Annotated in this window: 26 protein-coding genes; 20 read left to right on the top strand and 6 right to left on the bottom strand. The window is 60.5% G+C overall.

Translation table 11 applies throughout. From position 1 onward, the window contains the following. Window positions 1-31: 31 nt before the first annotated feature. Entirely contained in the window at window positions 32-1,324 is a 1,293-nt protein-coding gene (rhaI, locus tag NKG95_RS24020; protein ID WP_023719463.1) for an L-rhamnose catabolism isomerase, read from the top strand. Between the two features lie 436 nt (window positions 1,325-1,760). Beyond that, window positions 1,761-3,491 (top strand): gamma-glutamyltransferase, encoded by a 1,731-nt coding sequence (ggt, locus tag NKG95_RS24025; RefSeq protein ID WP_353042735.1) that lies wholly within the window; start codon window positions 1,761-1,763, stop codon window positions 3,489-3,491. A gap of 68 nt (window positions 3,492-3,559) precedes the next feature. Here the strand turns inward: ggt (NKG95_RS24025) and NKG95_RS24030 are convergent, their stop codons facing one another. The 3 genes from NKG95_RS24030 to NKG95_RS24040 form a co-directional block, all read right to left on the bottom strand. Beyond that, window positions 3,560-3,904, bottom strand: a complete 345-nt coding sequence (locus tag NKG95_RS24030) for a hypothetical protein (RefSeq protein WP_198030499.1) — start codon at window positions 3,902-3,904, stop codon at window positions 3,560-3,562. Window positions 3,905-4,080: 176 nt separating this feature from the next. Beyond that, window positions 4,081-4,521, bottom strand: coding sequence for a hypothetical protein (locus tag NKG95_RS24035; RefSeq protein WP_023719461.1), 441 nt, complete (start codon window positions 4,519-4,521; stop codon window positions 4,081-4,083). A gap of 133 nt (window positions 4,522-4,654) precedes the next feature. Continuing rightward, window positions 4,655-4,954, bottom strand: coding sequence for a DUF1236 domain-containing protein (locus NKG95_RS24040; protein WP_023719460.1), 300 nt, complete (start codon window positions 4,952-4,954; stop codon window positions 4,655-4,657). Window positions 4,955-5,378: 424 nt separating this feature from the next. Between NKG95_RS24040 and NKG95_RS24045 the strand changes: the two genes are divergently transcribed. The 4 genes from NKG95_RS24045 to NKG95_RS24060 all read left to right on the top strand — a co-directional run bounded on the left by NKG95_RS24045 (window position 5,379) and on the right by NKG95_RS24060 (window position 7,189). Then, complete coding sequence (locus NKG95_RS24045) at window positions 5,379-5,570, top strand: DUF3606 domain-containing protein (RefSeq protein WP_023719459.1); 192 nt, start codon at window positions 5,379-5,381, stop codon at window positions 5,568-5,570. A 104-nt stretch (window positions 5,571-5,674) separates the two neighbouring features. Further along, on the top strand, window positions 5,675-5,941 hold the full coding sequence (locus NKG95_RS24050) for a DUF6894 family protein (protein ID WP_353042736.1): 267 nt from the start codon (window positions 5,675-5,677) through the stop codon (window positions 5,939-5,941). A 186-nt stretch (window positions 5,942-6,127) separates the two neighbouring features. Then, window positions 6,128-6,370: a hypothetical protein gene (locus NKG95_RS24055; protein ID WP_353021443.1), complete on the top strand. Its 243-nt coding sequence runs from the start codon at window positions 6,128-6,130 to the stop codon at window positions 6,368-6,370. Window positions 6,371-6,838: 468 nt separating this feature from the next. Then, a complete protein-coding gene (locus NKG95_RS24060; RefSeq protein WP_031194161.1) occupies window positions 6,839-7,189 on the top strand; it encodes a VanZ family protein in 351 nt (116 codons plus the stop codon). A 554-nt stretch (window positions 7,190-7,743) separates the two neighbouring features. Here NKG95_RS24060 and NKG95_RS24065 read toward each other — a convergent pair. After that, complete coding sequence (locus tag NKG95_RS24065; protein WP_353042737.1) at window positions 7,744-8,640, bottom strand: NAD-dependent epimerase/dehydratase family protein; 897 nt, start codon at window positions 8,638-8,640, stop codon at window positions 7,744-7,746. 83 nt (window positions 8,641-8,723) lie between these two features. Then, window positions 8,724-9,881: a mandelate racemase/muconate lactonizing enzyme family protein gene (locus tag NKG95_RS24070; protein WP_353042738.1), complete on the bottom strand. Its 1,158-nt coding sequence runs from the start codon at window positions 9,879-9,881 to the stop codon at window positions 8,724-8,726. A 251-nt stretch (window positions 9,882-10,132) separates the two neighbouring features. Between NKG95_RS24070 and NKG95_RS24075 the strand changes: the two genes are divergently transcribed. Further along, window positions 10,133-11,119, top strand: a complete 987-nt coding sequence (locus NKG95_RS24075) for an aldo/keto reductase (protein ID WP_353042739.1) — start codon at window positions 10,133-10,135, stop codon at window positions 11,117-11,119. A gap of 72 nt (window positions 11,120-11,191) precedes the next feature. Here NKG95_RS24075 and NKG95_RS24080 read toward each other — a convergent pair whose 3' ends face one another. Then, the gene (locus NKG95_RS24080; protein ID WP_353021445.1) at window positions 11,192-11,893 is read right to left on the bottom strand and encodes a FadR/GntR family transcriptional regulator; all 702 of its coding nucleotides are present in this window, start codon (window positions 11,891-11,893) and stop codon (window positions 11,192-11,194) included. Window positions 11,894-12,365: 472 nt separating this feature from the next. Here NKG95_RS24080 and NKG95_RS24085 point away from each other — a divergent pair, with 472 nt between their 5' ends. From NKG95_RS24085 to NKG95_RS24145, 13 genes are all read left to right on the top strand, one after another. After that, entirely contained in the window at window positions 12,366-13,646 is a 1,281-nt protein-coding gene (locus NKG95_RS24085) for an ABC transporter substrate-binding protein (protein ID WP_352493804.1), read from the top strand. A gap of 2 nt (window positions 13,647-13,648) precedes the next feature. Further along, on the top strand, window positions 13,649-14,572 hold the full coding sequence (locus NKG95_RS24090) for a carbohydrate ABC transporter permease (RefSeq protein ID WP_352482440.1): 924 nt from the start codon (window positions 13,649-13,651) through the stop codon (window positions 14,570-14,572). Beyond that, window positions 14,569-15,447 carry a carbohydrate ABC transporter permease gene (locus NKG95_RS24095; protein WP_352790979.1) on the top strand — a complete coding sequence of 293 codons (879 nt, stop codon included), beginning with the start codon at window positions 14,569-14,571 and terminating at the stop codon, window positions 15,445-15,447. The genes NKG95_RS24090 and NKG95_RS24095 overlap by 4 nt, the downstream gene beginning before the upstream one ends. Before the next feature lie 40 nt (window positions 15,448-15,487). Further along, window positions 15,488-16,243 (top strand): RraA family protein, encoded by a 756-nt coding sequence (locus NKG95_RS24100; protein WP_352493805.1) that lies wholly within the window; start codon window positions 15,488-15,490, stop codon window positions 16,241-16,243. 26 nt (window positions 16,244-16,269) lie between these two features. Further along, the gene (locus NKG95_RS24105) at window positions 16,270-17,325 is read left to right on the top strand and encodes an ABC transporter ATP-binding protein (RefSeq protein WP_352482438.1); all 1,056 of its coding nucleotides are present in this window, start codon (window positions 16,270-16,272) and stop codon (window positions 17,323-17,325) included. A 273-nt stretch (window positions 17,326-17,598) separates the two neighbouring features. After that, on the top strand, window positions 17,599-18,270 hold the full coding sequence (locus NKG95_RS24110) for a GntR family transcriptional regulator (RefSeq protein WP_352482437.1): 672 nt from the start codon (window positions 17,599-17,601) through the stop codon (window positions 18,268-18,270). Between the two features lie 85 nt (window positions 18,271-18,355). Further along, window positions 18,356-19,201 (top strand): transporter substrate-binding domain-containing protein, encoded by an 846-nt coding sequence (locus NKG95_RS24115; RefSeq protein WP_353042740.1) that lies wholly within the window; start codon window positions 18,356-18,358, stop codon window positions 19,199-19,201. Window positions 19,202-19,271: 70 nt separating this feature from the next. Further along, window positions 19,272-19,985: an ABC transporter permease gene (locus NKG95_RS24120; protein ID WP_502913982.1), complete on the top strand. Its 714-nt coding sequence runs from the start codon at window positions 19,272-19,274 to the stop codon at window positions 19,983-19,985. Continuing rightward, window positions 19,982-20,701 carry an ABC transporter permease gene (locus tag NKG95_RS24125; RefSeq protein WP_353042766.1) on the top strand — a complete coding sequence of 240 codons (720 nt, stop codon included), beginning with the start codon at window positions 19,982-19,984 and terminating at the stop codon, window positions 20,699-20,701. The genes NKG95_RS24120 and NKG95_RS24125 overlap by 4 nt, the downstream gene beginning before the upstream one ends. Before the next feature lie 21 nt (window positions 20,702-20,722). Further along, the gene (gene ggt / locus NKG95_RS24130; protein WP_353042741.1) at window positions 20,723-22,315 is read left to right on the top strand and encodes a gamma-glutamyltransferase; all 1,593 of its coding nucleotides are present in this window, start codon (window positions 20,723-20,725) and stop codon (window positions 22,313-22,315) included. A gap of 461 nt (window positions 22,316-22,776) precedes the next feature. Next, entirely contained in the window at window positions 22,777-23,232 is a 456-nt protein-coding gene (locus tag NKG95_RS24135; protein ID WP_353042742.1) for a hypothetical protein, read from the top strand. Further along, entirely contained in the window at window positions 23,229-23,984 is a 756-nt protein-coding gene (locus tag NKG95_RS24140; RefSeq protein ID WP_023719449.1) for an AAA family ATPase, read from the top strand. The genes NKG95_RS24135 and NKG95_RS24140 overlap by 4 nt, the downstream gene beginning before the upstream one ends. A 217-nt stretch (window positions 23,985-24,201) precedes the next feature. Continuing rightward, the gene (locus NKG95_RS24145; protein ID WP_353042743.1) at window positions 24,202-24,816 is read left to right on the top strand and encodes a class I SAM-dependent DNA methyltransferase; all 615 of its coding nucleotides are present in this window, start codon (window positions 24,202-24,204) and stop codon (window positions 24,814-24,816) included. Window positions 24,817-25,035 lie beyond the last annotated feature (219 nt).

Consider the following 25,035-nt stretch of genomic DNA (forward strand, 5'->3'; position numbering starts at 1 on the left):
GCCGACCAACGCAAATTGGGAGGAAACCACCATGTCCGAAACCATCATCTCCGCCGACCTCGTCGACAGGCACAATGCCGCGCGCAATGCCGACCTCAAGCGCGACTACGAGTCCCTCGGCGAGCGCCTCGACCGCCGCGGCATCGCCATCGATGCCATCCGCGACAAGGTCGAGAAATTCGCCGTCGCCATCCCGTCCTGGGGCGTCGGCACCGGCGGCACCCGCTTTGCCCGCTTTCCCGGCGCTGGCGAGCCGCGCGACATTTTCGACAAGATCGAGGACTGCGCCGTCATCCGCCAGCTGACGCAGGCGACGCCGACCGTCTCGCTGCATATTCCGTGGGACAAGGCCGATCCGAACCGGCTGAAGCAGGCGGCATCCCGCTTCGGCCTCGGCTTCGACGCCATCAACTCCAATACCTTCTCCGACGCCAGGGACCAAAAACTTTCGTATAAGTTCGGCTCGTTGTCGCATGCCGATGCCGCAACACGCCGGCAGGCGGTCGAGCATAATCTCGAATGCATCGAGATCGGCAGGACGCTGGGCTCGAAAGCGCTGACGGTGTGGATCGGCGACGGCTCGAATTTTCCCGGCCAGGTTAATTTCGCCAAGGCGTTCGAGCGTTATCTCGACGCGATGAAGGAGATTTATGCCGGACTGCCGGACGACTGGAAGCTGTTCACCGAGCACAAGATGTACGAGCCGGCCTTTTATTCGACCGTCGTGCAGGATTGGGGCACCAACTACATCATCGCCAAAGAGCTTGGCGACAAGGCGTTCTGCCTGGTCGACCTCGGCCATCACGCCCCCAACGTCAACATCGAGATGATCGTGTCGCGGCTGATCCAGTTCAAGAAGCTCGGCGGCTTCCATTTCAACGATTCGAAATATGGCGACGACGACCTCGACGCCGGCTCGATCGATCCCTACCGGCTGTTCCTGGTCTTCAACGAACTGGTCGATGCCGAGCTTTCCGGTGCCGAAGGGTTCGATCCGGCCCACATGCTCGACCAGAGCCACAACGTCACCGATCCGATCGAAAGCCTGATGCTGTCGGCGGTTGAAGTGCAGCGCGCCTATGCCCAGGCGCTGCTGGTCGATCGCAAGGCGCTCGAAGGCTTCCAGGACGCCAATGATGCGCTGATGGCAACGCAGACGCTGAAGATAGCCTATCGCACCGATGTCGAGCCGATCCTCGCCATGGCACGACTAAAGACCGGCGGCGCCATCGATCCGGTCGCAGCCTACCGCGCCGCCGGCTACCGGGCGAAGGTCGCAGCCGAACGGCCGGCGGTGGCGAGCGTCGGCGGCGGGATTGTTTGATGTCGGGGTGAAAAATGAAAAACCCGCCAGAGGCGGGTCGCGGTGCGATTCAGCACCATAGATAGATTAGTAGCATAGCTGCCGGCACAAAGCAAGAACAAAGTTGCTCGCCAGCGTTGAATGTTGGCGAAAACCAAAGGCGAAATCCGATCTCCCCCCTTGCGGGGGAGATGTCCGGCAGGACAGAGGGGGGTGGGAAGGATCTCCAACGTCGAACCGTGCAACCTGCAAAATAGCCAGAGGATGTGCCCGCGCATTGCTGGAGAGGTCCGAGGGACAGCACCCCCCTCCGGCCTGCCGGCCATCTCCCCGCAAGGGGGGAGATCGGCAGCTCAGCCGGAGGCGCGAAGCCTCGCCGTATCTTCCGATTATTGTCAGTAGACTCAACCGCGCCAAGCGCGTTTCCTAGGCTCACCCCAAGCCACGGAGAACGGCCATGCACCGCCGAACCCTAATCGCCGTCAGCCTTTCCCTCACCCTGACCTTCTTGCCGTTCCTCGCCTTCGCCGCTTCGCCGCAGCCGGCGAAGGGCGAGCACGGCATGGTGGTGACCGCCCAGCATCTTGCGTCTGAAGTCGGCGTCGAGGTGCTGAAGAAGGGCGGCAATGCCGTCGATGCCGCGGTCGCCGTCGGCTATGCGCTGGCCGTGGTCTATCCGACCGCCGGCAATATCGGCGGTGGCGGCTTCATGACCATCCGCTTCAAGGACGGCCGCTCGACCTTCCTCGATTTCCGCGAGCGCGCGCCGCTCGCCGCAACCAAAACCATGTATCTCGACAAGGACGGCAAGCCGGTAAAGGGCGCCAGTCTCGACGGCTATCTGGCCGTCGGCGTGCCGGGTTCGGTCGCCGGCTTCGAGATGGCGCGGGAGAAATACGGCACGCTGACGCGGCAGGACTTGCTGGCGCCGGCCATCCGCTTTGCCAAAGAAGGCTTCGTACTGGAGCAGGGCGATGCGGCCTCGCTCCAGGGCGGCGCGGAGCGGTTGGCGAGGGACCCGGCGGCGGCGGCCGTTTTCCTCAAGCCGGACGGCAAGCCTTACGCCGTCGGCGAGCGCCTCGTTCAGCCCGATCTCGCGGCTTCGCTTGCCGCCATTTCCGAACGCGGTGCGGATGCCTTCTACAAAGGCGCGATCGCCGACGCCATCGTCAAGGCGAGCGGCGAGAAGGGCGGCATTCTGGCCAAGGCGGATTTCGAAAACTACGCGGTGCGCGAGCTCAAGCCGGCGACCTGCAATTATCGCGGCTACGAGATCACGTCCTCGCCGCCGCCGAGCTCCGGCGGCGTCATCATCTGCGAGATCCTCAACGTGCTTGAGTTCTATCCGCTGTCCTATCTCGGCGCTGGTTCGGCCGAGACGGTTCACGTCATGGTCGAGGCGATGCGCCACGCCTATGTCGACCGGAATTCGGCGCTCGGCGATCCCGGCTTCGTCGACAATCCGGTCGCAAAACTGCTCGACAAGAATTACGCCAGGGAAATCCGCGAAAGGATCGATCCGTTCCGGGCCGGCGTGTCGCAGGAATTGATGCCGAAGGGCTTTGGCGAGAGCAACGAGACGACGCATTATTCGATCATCGACAATGACGGCAACGCCGTCGCGGTAACCTACACGCTGAACGGCTCTTTCGGCGCCGGCGTCGTCGCCGACGGCACCGGCATCCTGCTCAACAACGAGATGGACGACTTCACCCAGAAACCCGGCGTGCCCAATCTCTACGGCCTCGTCCAGGGCGAGGCGAATGCGATCGCGCCGAAAAAGACGCCGCTGTCGTCGATGAGCCCGACCATCCTCGCCAAAGACGGCAAGCCGTTCATGGTCATCGGCAGCCCTGGCGGTTCACGCATCATCACCATCACGCTGGAGGCGATCGTCAACGTCATCGATCACGGCATGAACATCCAGGAAGCGATCGACGCTCCGCGCATCCACCACCAATGGTTACCCGACACGGTCTATATCGAACCCTTCGGCCTGTCGCCGGATACCGAAAAGCTGCTTACCGGCATGGGCTACCGCCTCGATCTCGCCGAGGCGAATTGGGGCCAGGCGGCCGGCATCCTGGTCGGCGGCAAGAGCCTGGCGGAAATCGAGAAGGGCGGCGGCGCCCGCTACAACGGCGCCATCGACAGCCGCGCCGCATCCGGTGAGGCTATCGGGTATTAGACCATGGTCTCAAAAGGCGGAACCGGTTTTCGGATAAGGTCACGGTCAATAGGAAGATTCGCCTTGCTTCAGGTGACCAGCGCGATGGTCGACGCAATCAGCATCAACGCCGCGACGCCGACGAACAGGGCGTAGATGCGCGGCCGATCGAGCAGGAGCGCGTTGCCGGATATCCATGCCGCGGTGGCGCCGCCAAGCGCGAAAAAGAAGGTGCTGCGGCGCCCGAAGCTCAAGCCGGCGGCCATCAGGCCGCCGATGATCAGGGCGCCGAATACGATGATCACGGCGACCGCGTATTTTTCGAAATCGTTGCTGCCGGCGCTCGGGCCGATCGCGTTCAACCTCGACAGATCGTCCGGATCGAACGGGCTGGTCGACCCATATTCGTCTTGACCGACAGGCTCATGCATCATTCGTTCTCCGCAAACCGACAGCAAATCATCAAGCCTCGCCGAGCGCAACCGCTCGCCGAATGTGATCGGCACGGTGTTCAACACTTTCTGGCGGCGGCTTGCCAGAGATTTTTGGGTGCGTGCTTTGATCGCCCTGCTGCTCGGTCTGATCAAAGTGCTTTGCCCGAGCTTAATCTTCAAGCCGCCCTGGCCAAAGACTGCGTCGCCTGAACGGAAGCTCCAAGCACCGCCTGTGCGGTGTCGGCCTGTCTTTCATCGACATGCGCCAGCACCAGGATCACACCTTGTGCGGCATCCGGCTGGCCCGGCTGCTTGCCGATACGGGACAATGTCGCGCCGGCAACGCCGCCCAAGACTGCACCGACGAGGGCCGATGCCAGCCATCCCGCGCCGAGGGGATCGATGCCGGGCATATCAAAGGCGCCGAGGCCGGCCAACAAACCGGCTGCCGCGCCAAGGACGGCACCCGTACCTGGATCGCGCAAGACGGCGCCGATTTCATCATCGTAGGGTCCGATGACGCTGATCTCCTGGCGAGCAATTCCTGCTGCCTGAAGCGTTTCGACGGCACGGGCCGCCTGGTCATGGGAATCGAAAAGTCTGCTGATTGTTCGCATTGAAACTGCCTGTGAGGCCCCCCGGCCCTCGACGGTAAGGCGGGTCCCAGCTGAGCGCCGAGGAACCGCCTGACGCAAACGTCACCCGCCGCTCATTTCCGAGCGACGGGCGACGGCTGCCCGAGTTTTCACGTCACTCGATGACCTTGATGACCTTGCGCGTGCCTGGGTCGACGACAACGGTGCGGTTGTCAATGACGACATAACGATATTTGACGTTCGGGACCTCATGAAGCTCGACGGTGTCGGGGAGCGTCGAGCCGATGTTGAGCTCCACCCCAGGGATTTTCACCGAGGCCAGCGGCTGCTTTTTCACATACTCCCTGATGACGGTTTCCTGCTGCGGTTCGATGACAACGTCTTGCGCCGCAGCGGCGCCGACGCCTGCCAGCAGCAAAAGTCCCGCCGCCGCGGTGGAAAGATGCATTCTCATGGTCGTCTCCTTTGCGAACTCGGTCCGCTCTTCGCGCCAAGGCTCATTCGAACGGAAGCCAGCTGAAAACGTTCCGTCGACGGGGCTTCGGTCCCACCCGGCGGGGACCAATCGACGTGTTGCCGCAGGACCTAAGTCTGATCCTCGCGGGCAAAGGGTAGGTTTGTCGCGAAGCCCGGAACCGCCGCCGCTCAAACTCGTTGCTGGCTGCACGTTCCGGGAGGATTCTTTGGAAAATGTCGACGGTTGCTCGCACCGATCTTGGCTGTTTCCATTCCGATCGAACCCGGCATCTGCGCAGCCCTGTCCCTTCCTGCGCCGATAGGGTTCGCGCGTCACTTTTGTGGCGGGCGAACCCTCAATTGCAGCGTGCTTCTGACCAAAGTTGACCCTGAGGCGAGGAGAAGAGACGAGGAGAAGAGAAATGGCCGATGACAAGAGCAAGCGAGACTTCAGCGACCGCAACCGCGTGTCGGCGGATGAGTATTATGAAGTCGAATATTTCGCGCGGGAAAATGGTGTCTCGCCCAGCCAGGTGAGCAAGCTGATCAAAAGGACCGGTGGCGACCGGATGATCCTCTCGCAAGCGGTGAAAGCATTGCGCGAGCGCAAGTGAGACGGCGGCGGAGCCGGCGGTTGGAAAGGCACTGATCACGATCTGCCGAGAATTCCGGTCAGCTATCGACAACGTGCCCGGATGCCGCTGCTTCGGCCAAGCCAATGCCCCTTTATTTCTTCGATTCCGATGAAGACGGAATCGTCTATTCCGACGATCAGGGAACGTTATGTGACGATTTCCCGCTGGTCAGGAAAGAAGCCCTTCGCACATTGGGCGAGATGGCCAGGGATGGCTTTCCTCACCGTAGGATCACAGTCAAGGTCCGGAACGACCATGACGGTCTGGTGCTTGAAGTGGCTTTGACCTTTGCCGTCGAAACGCGGCATTTCGACGAACGGATTTTCCAGATCAACATGCGCATGAGTTGACGGCCCGATCGTTGTCGTGCCGACCATGAGATTCTGGAGCAGCCGGCATCTTCCCCAAGGGAACATTAGAAGTCTCTAATTGTTATCTTAAGCAGCGGGAACCTCCCGGGTTTCTGCTGCAGATCGGGGTGCAACCCGGTCGGCCCGCGCCCTCCGCCAGAGGCGCGGGCTTCGTTTGTTTAGCCGATGCGCAACGCCATGCGGCGGCAGCATATTGGAAACCTGCGGGAGCATAAGCAGCAGAAGTCGCTACCGCGGCGCCCTGGCGCCCAGGCAACGGAGCCCGTCGTCCGACAGGGCGGCGGGCTTTTTGATGCGGGCCGGGTCATCGCGCAACCGGTGGAAATCCAATGCATGTCGCGCAAAAGTGTGAAGCGGTTTTGCGATAACGACATGCATCAAGACAAGAACCTTAAGCGCGTCGCATGAGGCCGGTCGAACGCGACGCGCTTTAGCTGGGAGAGATGGCCGGCGCTGCTTCGTGAGGCGTGGGGTAAGGTGCCTGATTCCCGGCTCTCATCCATGATGGCCGCGCCGTGAACACCACCATCCTCCGCGATCACCTCACTACCTCTCGAAGCTCTATGGGAGAGCCAAAACGATGATGCAGCGCCGGCCAAGCGGAAATCAGGTCCGCCGCAGCCAGATAGTAGCTGCGTTGGCGCGGCGGGTAATTGCGTGATCGCGGAAGCCACACCATTTGCAGACCACTTGCCACGAGCCCGGCCTGTGCAGCGGCTGACCCGAAGCATTCATTCATTCTGACGATGCACCGGACGCCCGGACGGCGGAAATTGGACGCCGCGCTCGCTTTCGATTCAGCGGCCAGCGGTGTTCCCTGCAGATTTCGGACGAAAGGCCATTTCACCCTTGTTGCGCCTGGATTCTTATCAGATCGTGGCAAGGATTGCTTTTCCCGCCGCGTTTGCCGGCGTTCTGCTGTTTGCCCTTTTGCCGGAGCAGCTCCTGCAGGGTCTTGGCCTGGCTTTCACGTTTGGTCACGACAAGCTCAATCACGCCGCCGCCTTCGTCGTGCTGGCGGCTCTCGGAAGTCTCGGCTGGCCGGAACACAAGGCGAAGCTGATCGTCCTCCTCGTGCTCACGGGCGCGGCGATCGAGGGCCTTCAGGCCGTGCAGCTGATAGGGCGCCACCCGGATCTATTCGACTGGGTGGCCGACTGCGCCGGAATGGCCTTCGGGCTGACAATTGCAGGCTGGACAAAGCGGCTCGCCGGCGGATTGCCATAGCTCGAAAGCGCATAACGGAATCGGCGCGCCCGTGCTGCAATATGGGGAAAATGGCCGGCGTCACTTGGGGGGGCGCGTTGGGGTAAGTTGCCTGACGGACGCCGGCCAGGCGGAAAAATCAGGTCCGCCGCAAAGTAATGTAGCAGCAATGGCAAAGCGCGGCAGTAGCGTGATCGCGGAAGGTCCGCCTTCTCGCCTCCGATGCGGTGACCCGTTTTGGGTCAATAATTCTGGCACCTGAATTGCGCTGTAAGCAATGCCGGGGAACACTCCGGCGATCGTCCCCGAATATGGGGCCTCGCCGCTTCGCAAATGGAGCGGCGGGCCTTTTTGCCGGAAGTCGCCAAGCCTTCGCTGGCCCCATGGTTTCACGCCAGATAATTCTTGCAGATCATCGACAATCCGCTCGGCACGAGATCGTCATCCGGCCGACCGAGCAGCCGTAAACGCTGCCGATGATTCGCCGACGGCCAAGCGGGAGATCTCGGCATGAGCCGTCACGGACCGGGCGCCATTCGAAGCTTGCTCAACGGTAGGAGCCGGGCCGGCCTCGATCATGAATCCCGAGGCTGATCTCGCCAATCATGCTCTTGCTGGAACCCTAGAAGCTCACGCAGCTTGCGATTTGAGATTGGCCCCTCAAATTGCTCTATCGAGCGTGTAATCGGCGTGCCTGGTGCATGCTTCTTGAGAAACTCTGCCGTTGGCGCATCGGCAACGATATTGTCGTTGACGGCATTGAATATCTGGAACCCCAAACCGTCCTTCTCGATGCAAAGATGCACGATCTGGCCCAGATCGCGCGCGTCCATATAGGTCCAGCCATCGCGCCGCCGTTTTGAAGCGTCCGCCAAAAACTCCGGAAAGCGGGCATAGTCTTGCGGCTCGACAACGCCACCTATTCGGAGCGCGTAAATGTCGTATCCGGTGCGGGAAGCGAAGGAGCGTGCGATCTTCTCGCCCAAGACCTTGGAAAGACCGTAGCTGTCGGTCGGGTCGGTATCGTAGTCCTCTTCCACCGGAAACGATGTGAAATCGCGTTCGCCTTCGGCAAAACACACGCCATAGACCGTCTCGCTGGACGCGGTGATGATCTTGCGGATGCCGAGCTTGGTGGCGGCCTCGATTACATTGTAGGTCGACAGCACATTGGCGGCGAACATGGCGTTGTCCGGTCGCAGGAATATTCTCGGGATGGCCGCGAAATGGACCATGGCGTCGACTGGGCCACGGCCTTTCCCGCCAAAATATTCGCCGAAACCGAAATGCAGCGTCAGTGCATTGTAGGTCTCGCCGGCATCGGCAAGGTTGGTGATGATGGTGTCGACGCCTGGCACATCAAGTGGCGTCAGGTCGAGGTTCAGGACCTGATGCCCACGCTTGAGCAGGTAAGGTATGACGTGACGGCCGATCTTGCCGCTGCCACCGGTGAAAATGATCCGCTTGCCCATGATTCCTCCAACGGACTTCTATCGGCGAGCGGAAATCTGGCCAAAAGGCATTTCCGCCCGGTCAAGAGCTATTCAGTCGCGCGCTATTCAAAGATGCCGTAGCCGGGCACGGCGTATTTGTGGACGCCATCCATGTCGAGATCGACGCCGATGCCGGGCACGTCGGGCACCACGATGTGGCCGTCTTCAACGATCGACCTGGCGCCGTCTGGCAGGCGCACATAACTGTCCCACACTTCCCGTTCTTCCAGGGCATGCCACTCCAGCACCAGGAAGTTCGGAACGCTCGCGCAGACATGGCACGTCGCCATTGTGCCGAGCGGCGTCGACACGAGATGCGGCGCGAACGGCACATAATACATCTCGGCGAGATTCGCGATCTTGCGGCTTTCCGCGAGGCCGCCGCATTTCGGCACGTCGGGCATGATGACGTCGGCGCCATAATTCTGGAACAACTCACGAAAACCCCAGCGCAGGTAGAGATTCTCGCCGACACAGATCGGGGTCTTGGTCCGCATGCGGATCTGCTTCAGGGCCTCAACATTTTCTGCCGGAATAGGTTCTTCCAGCCACAGAAGGTTGAACCGCTCCATCTCCCCTGCAATGCGGCTGGCGCTGAGCACGTCGTAGCGCGCGTGCAGGTCGATACAGAGATCGATGTCAGGGCCGATCGCCTTGCGCACCGCGGCCACGCGTTCCACCATGAAGCGCAGCTCCGCGCCGTTGATGGTGTGGTTTGCCGCGTCGAACTTTGCCGGATGGCGCAAATTGTCGATGTCGAATTTTAGCGCCGTAAAGCCCTCGTCCACCATGCGGCGCGCGCGCGCCGCGCATCCTTCCGGCGAACCGGTTTCTTCATCGCCGTCGCCGCAATCGGCATAGAGCCTGATCCGGTCGCGGAACTTGCCGCCGAACATGCGATAGAGCGGCTGGCCAGCAGCCTTCGCCGCTACATCCCACAGCGCCATCTCGAGCCCGGTCAGGGCAATGAGAAAGACGCCGGCCTGGGCGCCGGAGAACACATGGTCGCGGCGGATCTTGTCCCAGCAATATTCGACGTTGCGTGGATCCTGACCGATGAGCTCCGACTTGAGCTCCGAAATTAGGCCGACGATCGCGGCCGCGCCCGCATCGGGGTTCGCCTCGCCGTAACCGGAGATGCCGGCGTCCGTGTCGATACGGATCAGAGTCGCCTTGCCATGATAGGCGACGACCGCCGTCTTGATGTCCACGATCTTCATCGAACCCATCCTCCAATGATGGCGCCGCGCTTCAAACGTCCCGTATAGGCAAATTGAACTTGTCAGATGAGCATACAAGATGAGAAGATGTGGCGTAAACCCCCCTTTGAGCGATTACGCAGAAATGCGCTTTGAAAGCGCTGGAATTCAGCCAGGCTAAAACCTACTTGTTAGACGAGCATATAAGCGTATAAATGAGCGGCAGCAAGGCGACAAGCACAGCCATGCATGCCGCAAACCGGAGGAACAGAATGCAACAGCGACAGCTAGGATCGTCGCCGGTCAAGGTGTCGGAGATCGGCCTGGGGACTTGGGGTATGTCCGGCGCGTTTTGGGGCGCGGCCGATGACGAGGAATCGATCCGGGTGATTCGCCGCGCCCTGGAGCTTGGCATTACGCTGATCGACACAGCCGAAGCCTATGGACATGGCCATGCCGAGGAGGTCGTCGGCAAGGCGCTGGCCGGCCGCCGGGACAAGGCGATCATCGCGACCAAGGTTGCGCCCAACCATCTCGAACCTGCAGCGATAGAGGCGGCGCTTGATGGCTCGCTGAAGCGGATGCAGACGGACTATGTCGACGTCTATTTTGTCCACTGGCCGAATTCGGATTTTCCCATCGGCCCTACCATGACGATGATGGAGAGGCTTCAGTCGTCAGGGCGGATCAAAGCGGTTGGCGTCTCGAATTTCAGCACAGCTGATATGGACAGCGCCCGCCAGCATGGCGTCATCGACGTGCTCCAGCCTCCTTACAACATGCTGTGGCGCGAGGTTGAGGGGCAAACTCTTCCCTATTGCCGCAAGCACAATATCGGCGTCATGCCTTACAGCGGTCTGGCCCAAGGGCTGCTCACGGGCTTGCTCTCGCCGGATACCAAATTCGTCGAGGGAGACGAGCGGCGCACCACCGTGCTGTTCCAACCGGGCACCTACGATCGCGCCGTCGGAGCCGTCGATGCCCTCAAGCCGATAGCGGCCAAATACGGCAAGACGCTGCCGCAGCTTGCGATCCAATGGCTCACCAGCAGGCCGGGTGTAAGTTCGCCCCTCGTCGGCGCGCGGACGGTCAGGGAGCTTGAGGAAAACGTCGAGAGTGTCGGTTGGAAGATTTCCGACGTGGACGTCGCGGCCATCGACAAACTCACCGCCCCCATCTGGGCGGAAATCAAGGACAAAGGCGACATGTTCGGATATCGCGCGAGGCAGCGTCAGGAACAGGAAGCCAGAAGAGCTTAGTTCGGTCGTGTCCTCCCGACACGCAGGCGGCGCGGTCAGCCTCGACAGCTGGCCGCGCCTGAAGAACGTTGCTTAGCTCGCCATTTCCTTGTCGGGCATGGCGACGGCAGTGGTTGCCTTCAGGTGTCGGCGCATCGCCTCTTCGGCGCGCTTGGCGTCGCGTGCGACCAGCGCCTCGTAGATCGCTCTGTGCATTTCTGTGGCGGAAGGAAGAGCATGCGGCATCTGGTTGCTGATGCGTCTGCTCGCCGCTTGCCACCACCGTGACGAATACATGAAGCGGTCAAGGATTCTGTTCCGGGAAGCGCGGCAAATTTCCATATGGAAATCCAGGTCGAGCTTCAGATACGCGTCCGGATTGTCTTCGGTCGCGGACATCGCCGCGAGCAGCGTGCCAAGACGTTCGAGGTTTTCCTTGGTCATGTGTTTGGCCGCGATGGCGGCGATGGCGGGTTCGATGATTATTCGCGTCGCGTGCGCTTCCGCCAGCAGTTCGCGGACCTGTTCGGGCGGCAGCCAGTCGATCAGCAATGGACTGAGATAATCCCATTCTTCGGCAGGACGCAGCACCACGCGCCTTCCCTGTGCGATCTCGATCATGTCGAGAGAAGCTAGGATCTTGAGCGCTTCCCGCGCGACCGCGCGCGAAACCCCGAACTCCTGAAGGATCTGCTGTTCCGACGGCCCCTGGCTGCCGGCGACGCCGCCGGTGGCGATGCGACGCGCGAGCACGCCCGCCACCTGCTTGGGCAAAGTTTGAAGCTTGACCTCCATGGAATCGACCATTAACATCCACTTGTCTGATAAGCTTATAGGCTGATGGTTGGATATGCAGTCAACTTATCTCATGAATGCTCACTAACCCATAACTCGGCCCGCGGGAAGGGACGTTGGACTCTCAACTTCAATATCCCAGCCCACGACGTTCGAGATCAGGACCATTGCGCGTCGGCTGACCGCGCTCATCGCATTGTGTCCGGCCGTCTCGACGGCTCGCGACGCACCGATTGCGTGGTTTGCGGGTCGCAGAGCCCGCCGAAAGGAAGGCAGGACGAAAGGAAAGGCTACCGCCGGAAGCCTCAGAGGCCATCGGGCCTCGGCAGGGCAAGGCAGCATGTGGACGGGCGTGATCTGGGCTGTGTCGCTGTGGGAGGAGCAAAGCCACACTGCGGCCCAAGGGGAAACCTGGCCGTCGTCGCTCGACCCCGAAAGGGGCCGACCAATTACAAGCAAGGAGGAAATTGTAATGTCCGGAAACCTATCGAGACGCAAATTCCTGGCCGCGAGTGCCGCGGCAACGGCCGGCTCGCTTGCGGCGCCGTGGATCGCCAGAGCAGAGGCGAACGAGATCACCGCGCTGCTGATCACCGGCGGCCCGCTCTATCCCAAATACTGGGAGAAAATCGTCCAGGATTTCACCGCCAAGACTGGCATCAAGGTTCGCTACGATCTGCTGGAATTCACTCCGCTGACATCGAAAGTCGTCACACTCAGCGCCGCGAAATCGAGCCAGTACGACGTCTACAGCACGCACACCGCCCAGATCGATTCCTATTTCAACCATTTTGCGCCGCTGAACAGCTATTTCAGCGACTCCGAACTGGCTGACTTCTATCCGGTTGCGGTCAAATACCTACGCGATCCCAAGACCGGCAATCTGGCCGCTATCCCGCGCAACATGGATGCGCGCGTTCAATATTACCGCAGCGACATCTACCAGGAGAAAGGCCTGAAGCCGGCCGAAACCTGGAATGATCTGGTGGACGTCGGCCTGAAACTTACCGGCAATGGCCACTATGGGCTGGTCGTGCCGGGGCAGGGTGACCCCGCGCAGCGCACCTTCAGCGATCTCCTGTGGCAAGCCGGCGGGGACTGGGTCGATCAGGCCAACAAGCCAGCTTTCAATTCCGAAGCCGGCATCAAAGCCCTCACCTTCTACCGCGACCTCATCCAGAAGCACAAAATCGTGCCGCCGGACGCGGTCGGCTATCAGTGGAATGAAAATTCGACCGAATTCTCGTCCGGTACGGTCTACGCCAATTTCGACTGGCCAGGTGCCTTCGCAACCTTATCCAATCCGGAAACTTCGCGGGTCGTCAGCAAGTGGTCGACTGCACCCTACATCAGGGACAAGGCAGCGATTTCGTGCGCCATCTCCCATGCCATGGCTCTCAATGGACAATCAGGACGCAAGGAACCTGCCGTCGAATTCATCAGATATACGGTCGGTCCGGAGGCGCAGCGGCTGCAGTTCGATCAGTTCACCAACTTCCCCAGCAGTCAGGCGATCGCCAAGGAAGTGATTGCAGCGGCAAAAGGTCCCCAGGCCGTGTGGCTGCAGCAACTCGAGACGACGATAGCGAACGGCAAGGAATGGCCGAAGCTGGCTGGATTCTCGAAAGTCTGCACCTTGATGTTTTCGGCTATCGAACAGGCCCTGACCGACCAGGTCTCGCCGAGCGACTCGCTCAACCAGGCGGCGACTGAGGCGGAGGAGATCATGCGTCGGGCCGGAGCATACGACTGAGGATGCCGCCCGTCGCGCAGCACCAGGTCCCGGGGCGTCGGCGACGTTCGCCGCTGCCCTACACCTGGCAGAGGGGGTACCTCCTGGCCAGCCCCGCGCTCCTCGTCATGCTCGCCATCCTTATCTATCCGCTCGGATATTCTTTCATAATGAGTTTCTTTCGCTGGGATCTGAGCGGCTCAGCGCCATTCGCCGGAACTGGGAATTACACCGACGAACTCTTCGGCCGCCAGTTCAATCAGGCTCTGCGAAATCAGATCATCTTCAGCGTCGTTTCCATCACGGTGGAAGTGGTGGCTGGAATGGCGATCGCTGTGCTCGTCAACGGCAAATTGCGCGGAATGCGGCTCGCGCGCACCTTGCTGCTGGTGCCGCCGATGATCGCGCCCGCCGTCGTGGGGCTGAATTTCCGTTGGCTTTTCAACACCCAGTACGGGCTCGTGGACGCGCTGCTGCGCATGTTCAACCTGCCCGACATCCCCTGGCTCAATCATCCGACCTGGGCTCTTGTCTCGGTGATTGTCGCCGATGTCTGGCAGAATACGCCGCTGATGGTGCTGCTATTTCTTGCCGGTCTGCAATCCTTGCCGCAGGAGCCGCTCGAGGCCGCCACGGTGGACGGCGCCACGCCATGGCAGCGCTTCTGGCACATCGTGCTGCCACTGATGCGTCCGGTCATCATGATAGCGCTGATGCTTCGCATCATCGACACGTTCCGGACCTTCGACGTCGTATGGCTGATGACGCAGGGCGGGCCGGGAGGCGCCACAAACCTACTCACCGTCTATTCCTATCTGCTGGCGTTTCAGGCGGTGGATTTCGGACACGCGGCGGCGGTTTCCTACATCGCGCTGGGAATGTCGCTGTTCGTGCTCGGCCTCCTCTACGGGGTGCCGTGGCTGATTGCGAAACGGAGAGCGATATGACCGAAGCCGCGATCGTCAGCGCGCGTCCCAAGCCACGGCGCCGTCGCCGCCGGTTCACGGCAGGCGCCGCCGGCCAATATCTAGCGCTGGTTCTGACCATCGCCCTCACCGTCTTTCCGCTGGCATGGCTGTTCCTGACCTCGATCCGCAGTTCAGCCGACATCTTCTCCGTCCCGGTGCACATCATCCCCGAGACCGCGACGATGACGCAGTACGTCTCCGTCTTCACCGAGTACGACACGATGGGTTATGTGTGGAACACCGTCATCGTCTCGGTCGCGACGGTCATCTTGGTCCATCTGCTGGCCATACCCTGCGCATACGCCCTGTCGCGCTTCAGGATGCCGGGCGTCATGCTGATTTTTGGCCTGCTTTTGATCATGCGCATGATTCCGGTCATCGCGCTCGCCATCCCGCTCTTCGCCGTGTTCGCCGCGCTCGGCCTGCTGGATACCATTTGGGCGCTGATCCTGAGCCATACGGCGGCTAAACTGCCCGTCGCCATCTGGCTGCTGCTGGGCTTCATCCAGGATGTGCCCAAAGAGATCGAGGAGGCTGCCCAGTCGGACGGCGCCGGCACGGTGCGCACCCTGGTCCAGATCGTGGCGCCGCTGATTGCGCCTGGCATCGGGGCCAGCGCGGTCATCACCTTCCTTTTCACCTGGAATGACCTGCTGCTCGCATTGACGCTGACTTCCAGCAAGGCCGCACAGACGCTGCCAGTCGGGCTGACCAACTTCGTCTCGCAGTTCGGCATCGACTGGGGAGCGATGTCGGCGGCGGGCGTCCTCATGGTCATCCCGACCTTGGCGTTTGTCTGGTTTGCTCAAGGCCTGTTGGTCAAGGGTCTCACGACCGGTGCAGTTCGCGGCTGAATTGAGATCATGAAAAACTTGATCGAAGGGAGGATGAAACGTGGAAGTAGGCCAGGCAGCGGCAATAAAGGACATTTCTCGGCCACCGAGGCAGCTGGTCGACGCACTTGCAGCGATCGGTTCAGCGACCTTGGCCAGCGAGCTTTATCACAAGATGGGTATTCGCGATCCGCACATCCGAGGGCCGCGGCCGCTAACGCCCGGCCGCACGGCGGCCGGGCCGGCTCTCACCCTCCAGTGCATGCCGAAGCGCGAGGATCTCTACAACGAGACTGAGTATGAGGAGCCCGAACGCCAACTTCACCGTCACGTCCTGTACCCCACGCAGCCGGGCGACATGGTGGTCGTCGATGCGCGCGGCGACCTTGGCAGCGGTATCTTCGGTGAGATGATGTTGACCTATTTCGCCGGGCGTGGCGGGGCCGGCGTGGTTGTCGACGGGTGTATCCGAGATTCTGCCCAGGCGGCTGCCTTGGACATCGGCATCTGGGTGAGGGATGTCACGCCGAATTTCCACGCCCAGACCAACATCGTCCCCTTTGCCGTTAACGTCCCCATTGCCTGCTCGAACGTACTCGTCATACCGGGAGACATCATCGTCGCCGACGATGATGGCGTCGTCGTGGTACCGGTAGCCCTTGCCCCAAAACTGGTTGAGCTCGCCGGCGAACATATCGAGTGGGAGGAATTTTCCCGCACGCGCTTGGCCGAGGGAGGCGACCTGCGGAAATACTACCCGTTGAGCCCCGAAGGCGAGGCCGAATACCGCGCCTGGCGGCATGCTCAACGAAAATGAGTAGTGCCCGGACGGGAGGAAAATAGGTGTCTGCAATCCAGATAGATCAGCTCGGCAAGAGCTTTGGCGCCGTGGAAGTTCTGCGCGATGTGACGATCGAGATCGCCAGCGGCGAGTTTGTCGTCCTTGTCGGTCCCTCAGGCTGCGGCAAGTCAACCCTTCTGCGCATGATCGCCGGCTTGGAAGAACAGACGACAGGCGAGATCCGCATCGGCGGGCGGGTCGTCGACGAGATGCCGGCCAAATCGCGCGACATTGCGATGGTGTTCCAGAGCTACGCGCTTTATCCGCACATGAGTGTCGCGGACAATATGAGCTTTGCGCTTCGATTGGCGAAGGTCCCCAGAGAAGAGATTGTCGCGAGGGTGAAAGCGGCCGCTGAAATCCTCGGCCTGCAGGATCTGCTTGGCCGCATGCCACGCCAGCTGTCCGGCGGTCAGCGCCAGCGCGTCGCCATGGGCCGGGCGATCGTGCGCGATCCAGCCGCCTTCCTGTTTGACGAGCCGCTGAGCAACCTCGATGCCAAGCTGCGTGTCAAGATGCGCGCCGAGATCAAGAAGCTTCACCAGCGGCTGGGCCGAACGAGCATCTACGTCACTCACGATCAGACCGAAGCGATGACCCTTGCCGACCGTATCGTAGTGCTGAACCGGGGCCGCATCGAACAGATCGGCACACCTTCAGAGCTCTATGAGCAACCCGCCAACCTGTTCGTCGCCGGTTTTATCGGATCCCCGGAAATGAACCTGATCCCGGGCCGGATCGACAACGGCGCATTCGTCGCCGAGCAGGGTCTCCGCTTACCCTTACCGGAGGACGGCCGGATGGGCGACAGGGAAGAGGTGGTATACGGAATTCGTCCGCAGCACATTGCAATCGGCGGGAACCACGCTCGGGCGGAGGTTCAGGTGGTCGAGCCGACCGGCGAGGCCCAGGAACTTACCTTGAACGCAGGTGGCGTCGACCTCATGGCCGAGGTGCGGGATCAGCCCCCGTTCAGACCTGATCAGGAGATTGGCTTGGAGATCATGGTCTCCAAGGTGCATCTGTTCGATGCTCGAAGCGGCATCAGGATTGTTTAGGGGCGGGCGCTGACGGGCTTCCGGCGAATCTCGGCATCGACGTTGGCCGGCATTGTCGAAGAGGTCGGTGAGGCGTCGAAGGTTTCCGACGCGTAGGCACCGAAAAGCACGCCGATCAGCGGCGTAGCTGATGACGGTGTGCTTGCCCCATTTTCCCCCCCAAGTGTTTATTCTCACAAGAGAAATTCTAACGCGCACAAGCTTCGGTGCTTGACACAGGTCGCGACAACTGGATAAGTGGATACACAGATACGCTCTGATTGGACCAAGGACATGGCAGCAGACGCAATCGAGCCGCTGGGCATCACGACCGCCGAGGAGGAGGCTTATCGCCACATTCAGCGTGCCTTGAGGATGGGGCGCTACCGCGCCGGGGACCGGCTTATCCCGGAAGAGATCGCGACGGAAATCGGCATGAGCCGCATGCCGGTTCGCGAAGCATTCCGCCAGCTGGCCGCGGAAGGTCTTGTGGTCATTCGCCCGAACCGTGGCTGCATCGTCGCCGGCCTTACCCTCGATGAGATATACGAAACGTTTGAAATGCGCTCGGTGCTCGAAGGGCTGGCGGTGAGGCTTGCCATGCCGCACATCGATATCGAAGTGCTTGAAGAACTGGAACGCCAGCTCGACCGCATGGAGCGCGCCAGCCAGACCGGCAGCAGCGACTGGGTCGTGCGCCATCAGGCCTTCCATTTGCAGATTTGCCAATTGAGCAACCGACCCAAGCTGGTCCGGCAGATTGCCAGCCTGCACGTCGTGATCGAACCCTACCTGCGCATTTGGTTCGACTATGTCGACAAGCCCGCCAGCGCGCGCGCCGAGCACGAGATCCTGATTGAGGTGTTGCGGTCAGGTGATGCCGGCAAGGCAGAGATCGTCATGCGGGATCATATCGTCGAGACAGCGCCCCTTCTGGCCAATTTCGCAAGTCCCGGCCGCCGCTAGAAAACGCCATCTAACTCGTTGAAGCCGGAAGATAATCCGGCACGACGAAAGGGAACTGCCATACCGGCAAAAAGAGGAGAATGACATGAAAATTAGCCGCATCGCAGCCATTGCGTCGGTCCTGTTCGGCCTGGTCCAGGCCGCCGTTGCACAAGAAACACCAAAGGCAATTACCATTGCCACCGAAGGAGCCTACGCGCCCTGGAATTTCACAACAGCCGACGGCAAATTGGACGGCTTCGAAGTCGATCTCGCCAATGATCTGTGCGGGCGAATAAAGATCGAGTGCAAGATCGTCGCACAGGACTGGGACGGCATGATCCCCGCGCTGACCGTCGGCAAGTTCGACGTGATCATGGCGAGCATGTTCATCACTGAAAAACGTCTGAAGATCATTGACTTTACCCAGCCATATGCGGTGGATCCCTCAGGTTTCGCGGTCGCAAAGGATAGCGAACTGGGCAAGGTCGGCATTTCCAACGAGCGGTTCAAGCTGGAGAATGAAGCCTCTGCGCAGGCGGCAATCGACAAGCTCAAGCCATTGCTGAAGGGAAAGATCATTGGAGTTCAGGCTGCAACGGCGAACCTGGAATTTGTGAAAAAATACTTCTCGGACGTCGCCGAGATTCGCGAATACAAGACCACCGAGCAACACGATCTCGATCTTGCCGCGGGTCGCATCGACGCGCTCTTCGCACAGCAGACAGCGCTGGCCGCCACGCTCGGCAAGCCGGAGTTCAGCGACTATACGCTTGCCGGGCCTGGATTTGTCGGGGGGCTCTTCGGTCTTGGCTCCGGTGCCGGTATCCGCAAAGAGGACATCAAGCTGAAAGATATGCTCAACGGGGCCATCGACGCCGCGATCGCCGATGGCACGATCAAAACCCTGTCGCTTAAATGGCTCAAGAGCGACGTCACTCCAGTCAAGTAGGCGCTTGTCGGCGAACGGCCATTCCTGACCCGTTCCGGAGCTGAGCCGTTCGCCCTGCCCGGGGGTATCGATGGTTGACGCATTCCGGCTGCTTGGTTTCCAGCACGGAGGTTGGGGGGCTGCTCTTCTCATGGCGGCCTCGGTTACAGTGCTTCTGTCTGTGCTGGGCTTTGCGCTTGGCGCTGTATTCGGTGGGCTGGCAGCGGCCGGCCGTCTCCGCAACTCCAAGGCATTGAGGTTCTTGGCCCTTGGCTATTGCACGGTTTTCCGAGGCGTGCCCGACCTTCTGACCATTTATCTGCTTTACTATGGAGGAAGTGTCGCCCTGACCTCGCTTGGTCATAGCCTGGGCGGGTCCGGATTCGTCGGCGTTCCGGCCTTTGCCACTGGAACCTTGGCCATCGCAATCATCTCGGGCGCCTATCAAGCCGAGGTCTATCGAGGGGCTTACCTCGCCATCGACCAAGGACAGCACGATGCCGCTTGCGCGCTTGGTCTCAACCGGCTGCAGCGGCTGCGACAGGTTATTTTTCCCCAGCTCCTGAGCTACGCGCTGCCAGGTCTCGGCAACGTGTGGCAGTTGGTTCTGAAGGACTCGTCGCTGATATCGGTAATCGGCCTCGTTGAACTGATGCGCCAGGCACAGATCGCTGCAGGTTCGACCCGTGAACCATTCATCTTCTACATTGCTGCAGCCTTGCTCTATCTGGCTATCGCTTCCGTCACGGGCCATGCCTTTTACCGTCTGGAACGAAAGGCGCCGTGGCGCGTCCGGTCGGCATGATAGATTTCAGTTTTTTCCTCGAAATCCTGCCGAAGCTCCTCGCCGGCCTGCCGCTTACGATAGAATTGGCCCTGACTTCCATTGTTGCCGGCTTCGTCCTTGCCGTCACATTGGCGCTTGCCCAGCAATCGGAATCGCCCTTCGTCGTTTTGCCGATCCGTGGCTTCGTTGCCGTGTTCAGGGGCACGCCCCTGCTGGTGCAGATTTTTCTGACATATTATGGCCTTGGTCAGTTCCGGCACCAACTGTCGGCAATTGGATTATGGGCCGTTTTCCGCGAACCCTACTGGTGCGCAATCATCGCGCTGACACTCAACACCACCGCCTATGGCAGTGAAATCCTCCGCGGCGCGATTCAATCGGTGCCGCGCGGCCTTGTCGAGGCGGCCCGGTCTGTCGGCCTGTCCACCTGTCTGACCTATCGGCATGTTATCCTGCCGCTGGCCTTTCGCCAGGCTCTGCCGAGTTACGGCAACGAAATCATCCTGATGATCAAGGGCACGTCTCTGGCCTCCATCGTGACCTTGATGGAGGTGACTGGAATTGCCCAGGGATTGATCTCCCAGACTTACCGCGCCTTTGAAGTCTTCATCTGCGCGGGCGCCATTTATCTCACTTTGAATTTCACGATCATCCGTGCCTTGGCGGCACTCGAATACTGGATGTCGCGGCATCTGCGGCACCGCCCCTCGACGATGAGGGACGCCGCCTCTTGAGCACGATCAGAAGGGCATAGCATGCGAAATTTTGAGAAACCAACGCGCTCGGTCGTCGTTTCACGCGAGGCCATGGCCGCCACCTCTCATCCGTCGGCGACCCTGACGGCGGTGGAGATCATGGCGACCGGCGGCAACGCCATGGATGCCGCCATCGCAGCCTGCGCGGTGCAATGTGTCGTCGAACCAGCCTCGACAGGCATTGGAGGCGATTGCTTCGCTCTTCTGTCGCGAAACGGATCCGGCGAGGTTATCGCCTACAACGGATCGGGCAGGACACCCGCCGCCCTCACAATTGACTGGTTCCTCGAACGTGGCATGGCGGAGGTAGCTCGCAATTCTCCTGGCTCCGTCACCATCCCGGGAGCGATCGATGCCTGGACCAGATTGCACGCTGATCACGGGCACATGCCCTTCGATCAAATTCTGGCCCCTGCTATACGCTTCGCCGAGGAAGGCTACGCCATTTCACCGCGGGTCCATCGTGACTGGGCGTTGGAGGAAGAACTTCTGGCCTCCGATGTTACTGCGAAACGGATTTTCCTGCCAAACGGTCGCGCGCCAAGCGTTGGCCAAGTGCATCGCCAGCCTGAGTTGGCTGCAACGCTGCGGCTGATCGCAAGAAAAGGACGAGAGGCTTTCTACGCTGGCCCTGTGGCCGAAGACATGGTCGCCTATCTTCGTGGGCTCGGCGGATTGCACACACTCGAAGATTTCGCCTCGGCAACAGGCGAGTACGTGACCCCGATCAGCACGGCGTTTCGAGGCTGCGATGTGTTCGAATGTCCGCCGAATGGCCAGGGTGTGATCGCGTTGCTGATTCTAAACATCCTCTCGCGCTTCGAAGCCAACGGCGACCCGCAATCCGCGGACCGGCTTCACCTGGAAATCGAAGCGACACGCCTCGCTTACGCCGCGCGTGACCTGCTCGTCGCCGATCCCGATACGTCCGAGGTCCCGGTGGCCGACATGTTGTCGAATGCTTGGGCCGATCGTCTGGCCGGCATGATTGACCTAAAGCGCGCCCGCGCGGACCTGCCGGCGTTCGATATGCCGCTGCACAGCGACACGGTCTATATTTCCGTTGTCGACAAGGATCGCAATGCGGTCAGTTTCATCAACTCGGTCTTCGACAGCTTTGGCTCGGGCCTGGTCTCGCCACGCTCCGGTGTCGTCTTGCACAATCGCGGGCAAAGCTTTTCGCTTGACCCCAGGCACCCCAATGCAGTGGCGCCGAACAAGCGACCTCTGCATACCATCATACCCGGGATGCTTGCGAGAGGCGGCCGGGCAGAGATGCCTTTCGGCGTTATGGGTGGCTACTACCAGGCAATGGGCCACGCGCACCTGCTGACGAAGGTGCTCGACTTCGGGATGGATCTGCAGGAGGCGATCGATCTGCCGCGGGTCGCCCCTGTCAGCGGCACGATGAAGGTCCAGGTCGAACACGGGCTCGCTCGCGAAACCGTAGCTGAACTTAGCCGGCGCGGTTTCGAAATCATTCCTGCCACGGACCCGATCGGCGGTGCGCAGGCTATTCGCATCGATTGGGCAAACGGGACCCTGCTGGGCGGTTCTGAACCGCGCAAGGACGGCTGCGCCCTCGGTCTGTAGGGCGGTTGTGGCCAGAGCGGAATCCAAGATGCTGAAGGCGTTCTTCATCGCCATTGGTCGGCGAGCAGGAGCCTCTGGCGCCATGGTCCAGATAATTCTTGCACGCCATCGACAATCCGCTCGGCGCGAGATTGTCACCCATGTCTAGGTATAAACTGTTACCTATGTCTCCGGGCCGTACAGGGAAAAAATGGTGCCCAGAGGCGGATTCGAACCACCGACACGCGGATTTTCAGTCCGCTGTCGGTGATTGATATTGTTCAGATTTTAGGCCGAATGTCGCGTTTGTGTCGCGTCAAGCCAAAACCGCCCGCTCGGCCTGAACTCGTTGCCCTGTTCAGCGCCCAAACGCGCGTGCCGTGGTGCCGACAGTCATTCAGATGGATGATGGTATGGTTCGGCACTCATAGTAAGCACTGATCCCCAGGCAATTTAGAGACTTTCTGAGGTCCATGTTCCCTATGGGCGCAAGCGGCGCGACGACGGAGGTGTTGGCGCAGGCGACGGGGTCGGCGTGGTCGAGGCTCGCACGCCTGGAAGCCACGACGACCGACGTCGACCAACGGGCAACCGTGGGGCGCTCGATCGATCAGGAGATGGCACGGGCGACGAGCCAGTTCGACAGCGACAGGCGTGTCAACCAGCCGCAAGCGCAGGCGATCGAGAAGCAATTGCAAGTTCTCAAGTCAACCGGCAACGCTGTCGCGGCTCAACAGGCGGGACTGCACGCCATGGAAAGGCAGTCTTCCACCGCATCGCATCTCCTCCAAAGCTTTTTGCGGCGTCAGCAGGATGCCAGCGAGCGGGGTCAACTCGGCCAGGCGGATGCCAGAGTGTTTACGCTCGCCACACCGCCGGAGCGGGCGAGCTCGCTTCATCCGATCTTTCTGCTTCCTGTTCGGGAGATCCCTACATGATTATCGAGTTGTTCGGTCCGCCTGGTGCAGGCAAGACGACCCTTCTCCGCGCCCTTTGCCGTGAGCTGGCGAAACACGACATCCGTGTGAAGACAGTCAATGGCTATCGCCGGATTGATTTTGTGTCTGTCGGCAGCGAAGTCGATTCGGTCGAGGATGAAAGCCCGGAGACACGCCATGGTATCCAGCGTCTGGTGCACAAGCTCGCCACCGCGAGTCCGGTCTTGTTCTCGACCCCGCCGAGCGAGGGGGCCGCTGCGCGGCTTTTGGCATCGATCCCTCCAAAAAGCCGAATATGGGCGTTGCGTCTGAAGATCGACGTCGTTTTGCTCTTCGAAGCCTGGAATACGGCGAAGGCCTCAGAAGGGTACTTCATTTTCGAAGAGGGCATCGTTCAGGCGTTGTGTGCGCTCGTCCTGTTGGGACGAAATCCAAGTATCGACATGGTTCGTAATTGCCTGACGTTCCTGCCGCGACCGGATCTCCTCATTCAAGTCGACGCGCCCGGGGAAACGCTGCGCCACCGCCTCATTGAGCGGTATGCGCGGCAGCCGTACCTCGAGCGCCTTCTCGAAGTCGGAGTGGTCAGGGGCCTGAAGCAAGCGGATATCGCGAGGGAGATCGGCCAATGCCTGCAAGACAAATGGCCGCTGATGCGTGTCGACGGCCTCGACCCACGCAATTTCGAACAGGTCGTCGCGCGCATCGTGGGGCACGGATTGCCCGCGACGGCATGCGTCGGGCCAGACTAGAGGCGCGAGTTGCATGGTGTTCACGGTGAGATCGTTCGTTGGCATTCGCAGATTTCTGCGGGCGCAGCGGCGACCGTTCGGGAGCGTCCATGAGAACCGTGCACCCGCTCGTCGGGATTACCGAGCAAGCCACCAGACGGCTGGGTACGGTGCCCATTACTCCGACACGTACCGGTCCGGCTACTATGCAGCTCTGTGGTCGGGTATCGAAAAGCCTTTGGTCGAACGTATTCTCCTGCCTGTCGGCGGGCCGAACCGGAAATGCCTGGACTTCGCATGCGGCACAGGCCGCATAGCAAATATCGCAGCTCCATTTTTTGGTGAAGTCGTCGGCGTTGACATCTCCCAATCTATGCTGGCTAGCGCACGGGTTCCGAAGAACGTGAAATTGGTCCGCGCTGATCTTACGTTCTCTCCGCTTGCCGAAAGGTTCGACGTGGTCACGGCATTCAGATTCTTCCTCAATGCTGAAGATGAGCTCAGGAAGGATGCACTGTCGGCCATCAGCGCGCATTTGAACGAAGGTGGATTGCTAATCTCGAATATCCACATGAATGCGACCTCCCCAATAGGGCTGGTCTGCCGCATTCTGAACCGTTATGCAGGAGGGACAGTCCGCCACACTTTGAGCATTAAAGGATACGAGCAGACGCTCATTGCAAATGGCTTTATTGTCGAGCGGATAGTTGGGTACGGTTTTTTGCCGCGACCCGGGAAATTGCTGCCAAGACTGTGCGAAATATTGATCGTGCCGTTTGAAAGGATCTGCGCAAGTGCCGGGATTCCGGCGGGGCTTGCGCAGAATTTCCTGGTGGTTGCCAGAAAGCGGTAAGCCGGCGGGCACATGAAATTTGAAACCGAGCATTTGCCATGAGGCTGGTCTTTGTTGAAGCTCATGTCGCGTTCATGTCGCGTGGAGTTGCCGACAGTCGCAGGAAACCCTTGAAAATCAACGGTAACAGTTCACAACACGGCGCGACATGAAATGCCGTACGTCGCCAAATTGGCGACACCGCAAGCCATTGATTTTATATGAGGAAGTAGTGGTGCC

Source organism: Mesorhizobium sp. M1423 (assembly GCF_040317575.1).
Classification (GTDB): Bacteria; Pseudomonadota; Alphaproteobacteria; order Rhizobiales; family Rhizobiaceae; genus Mesorhizobium.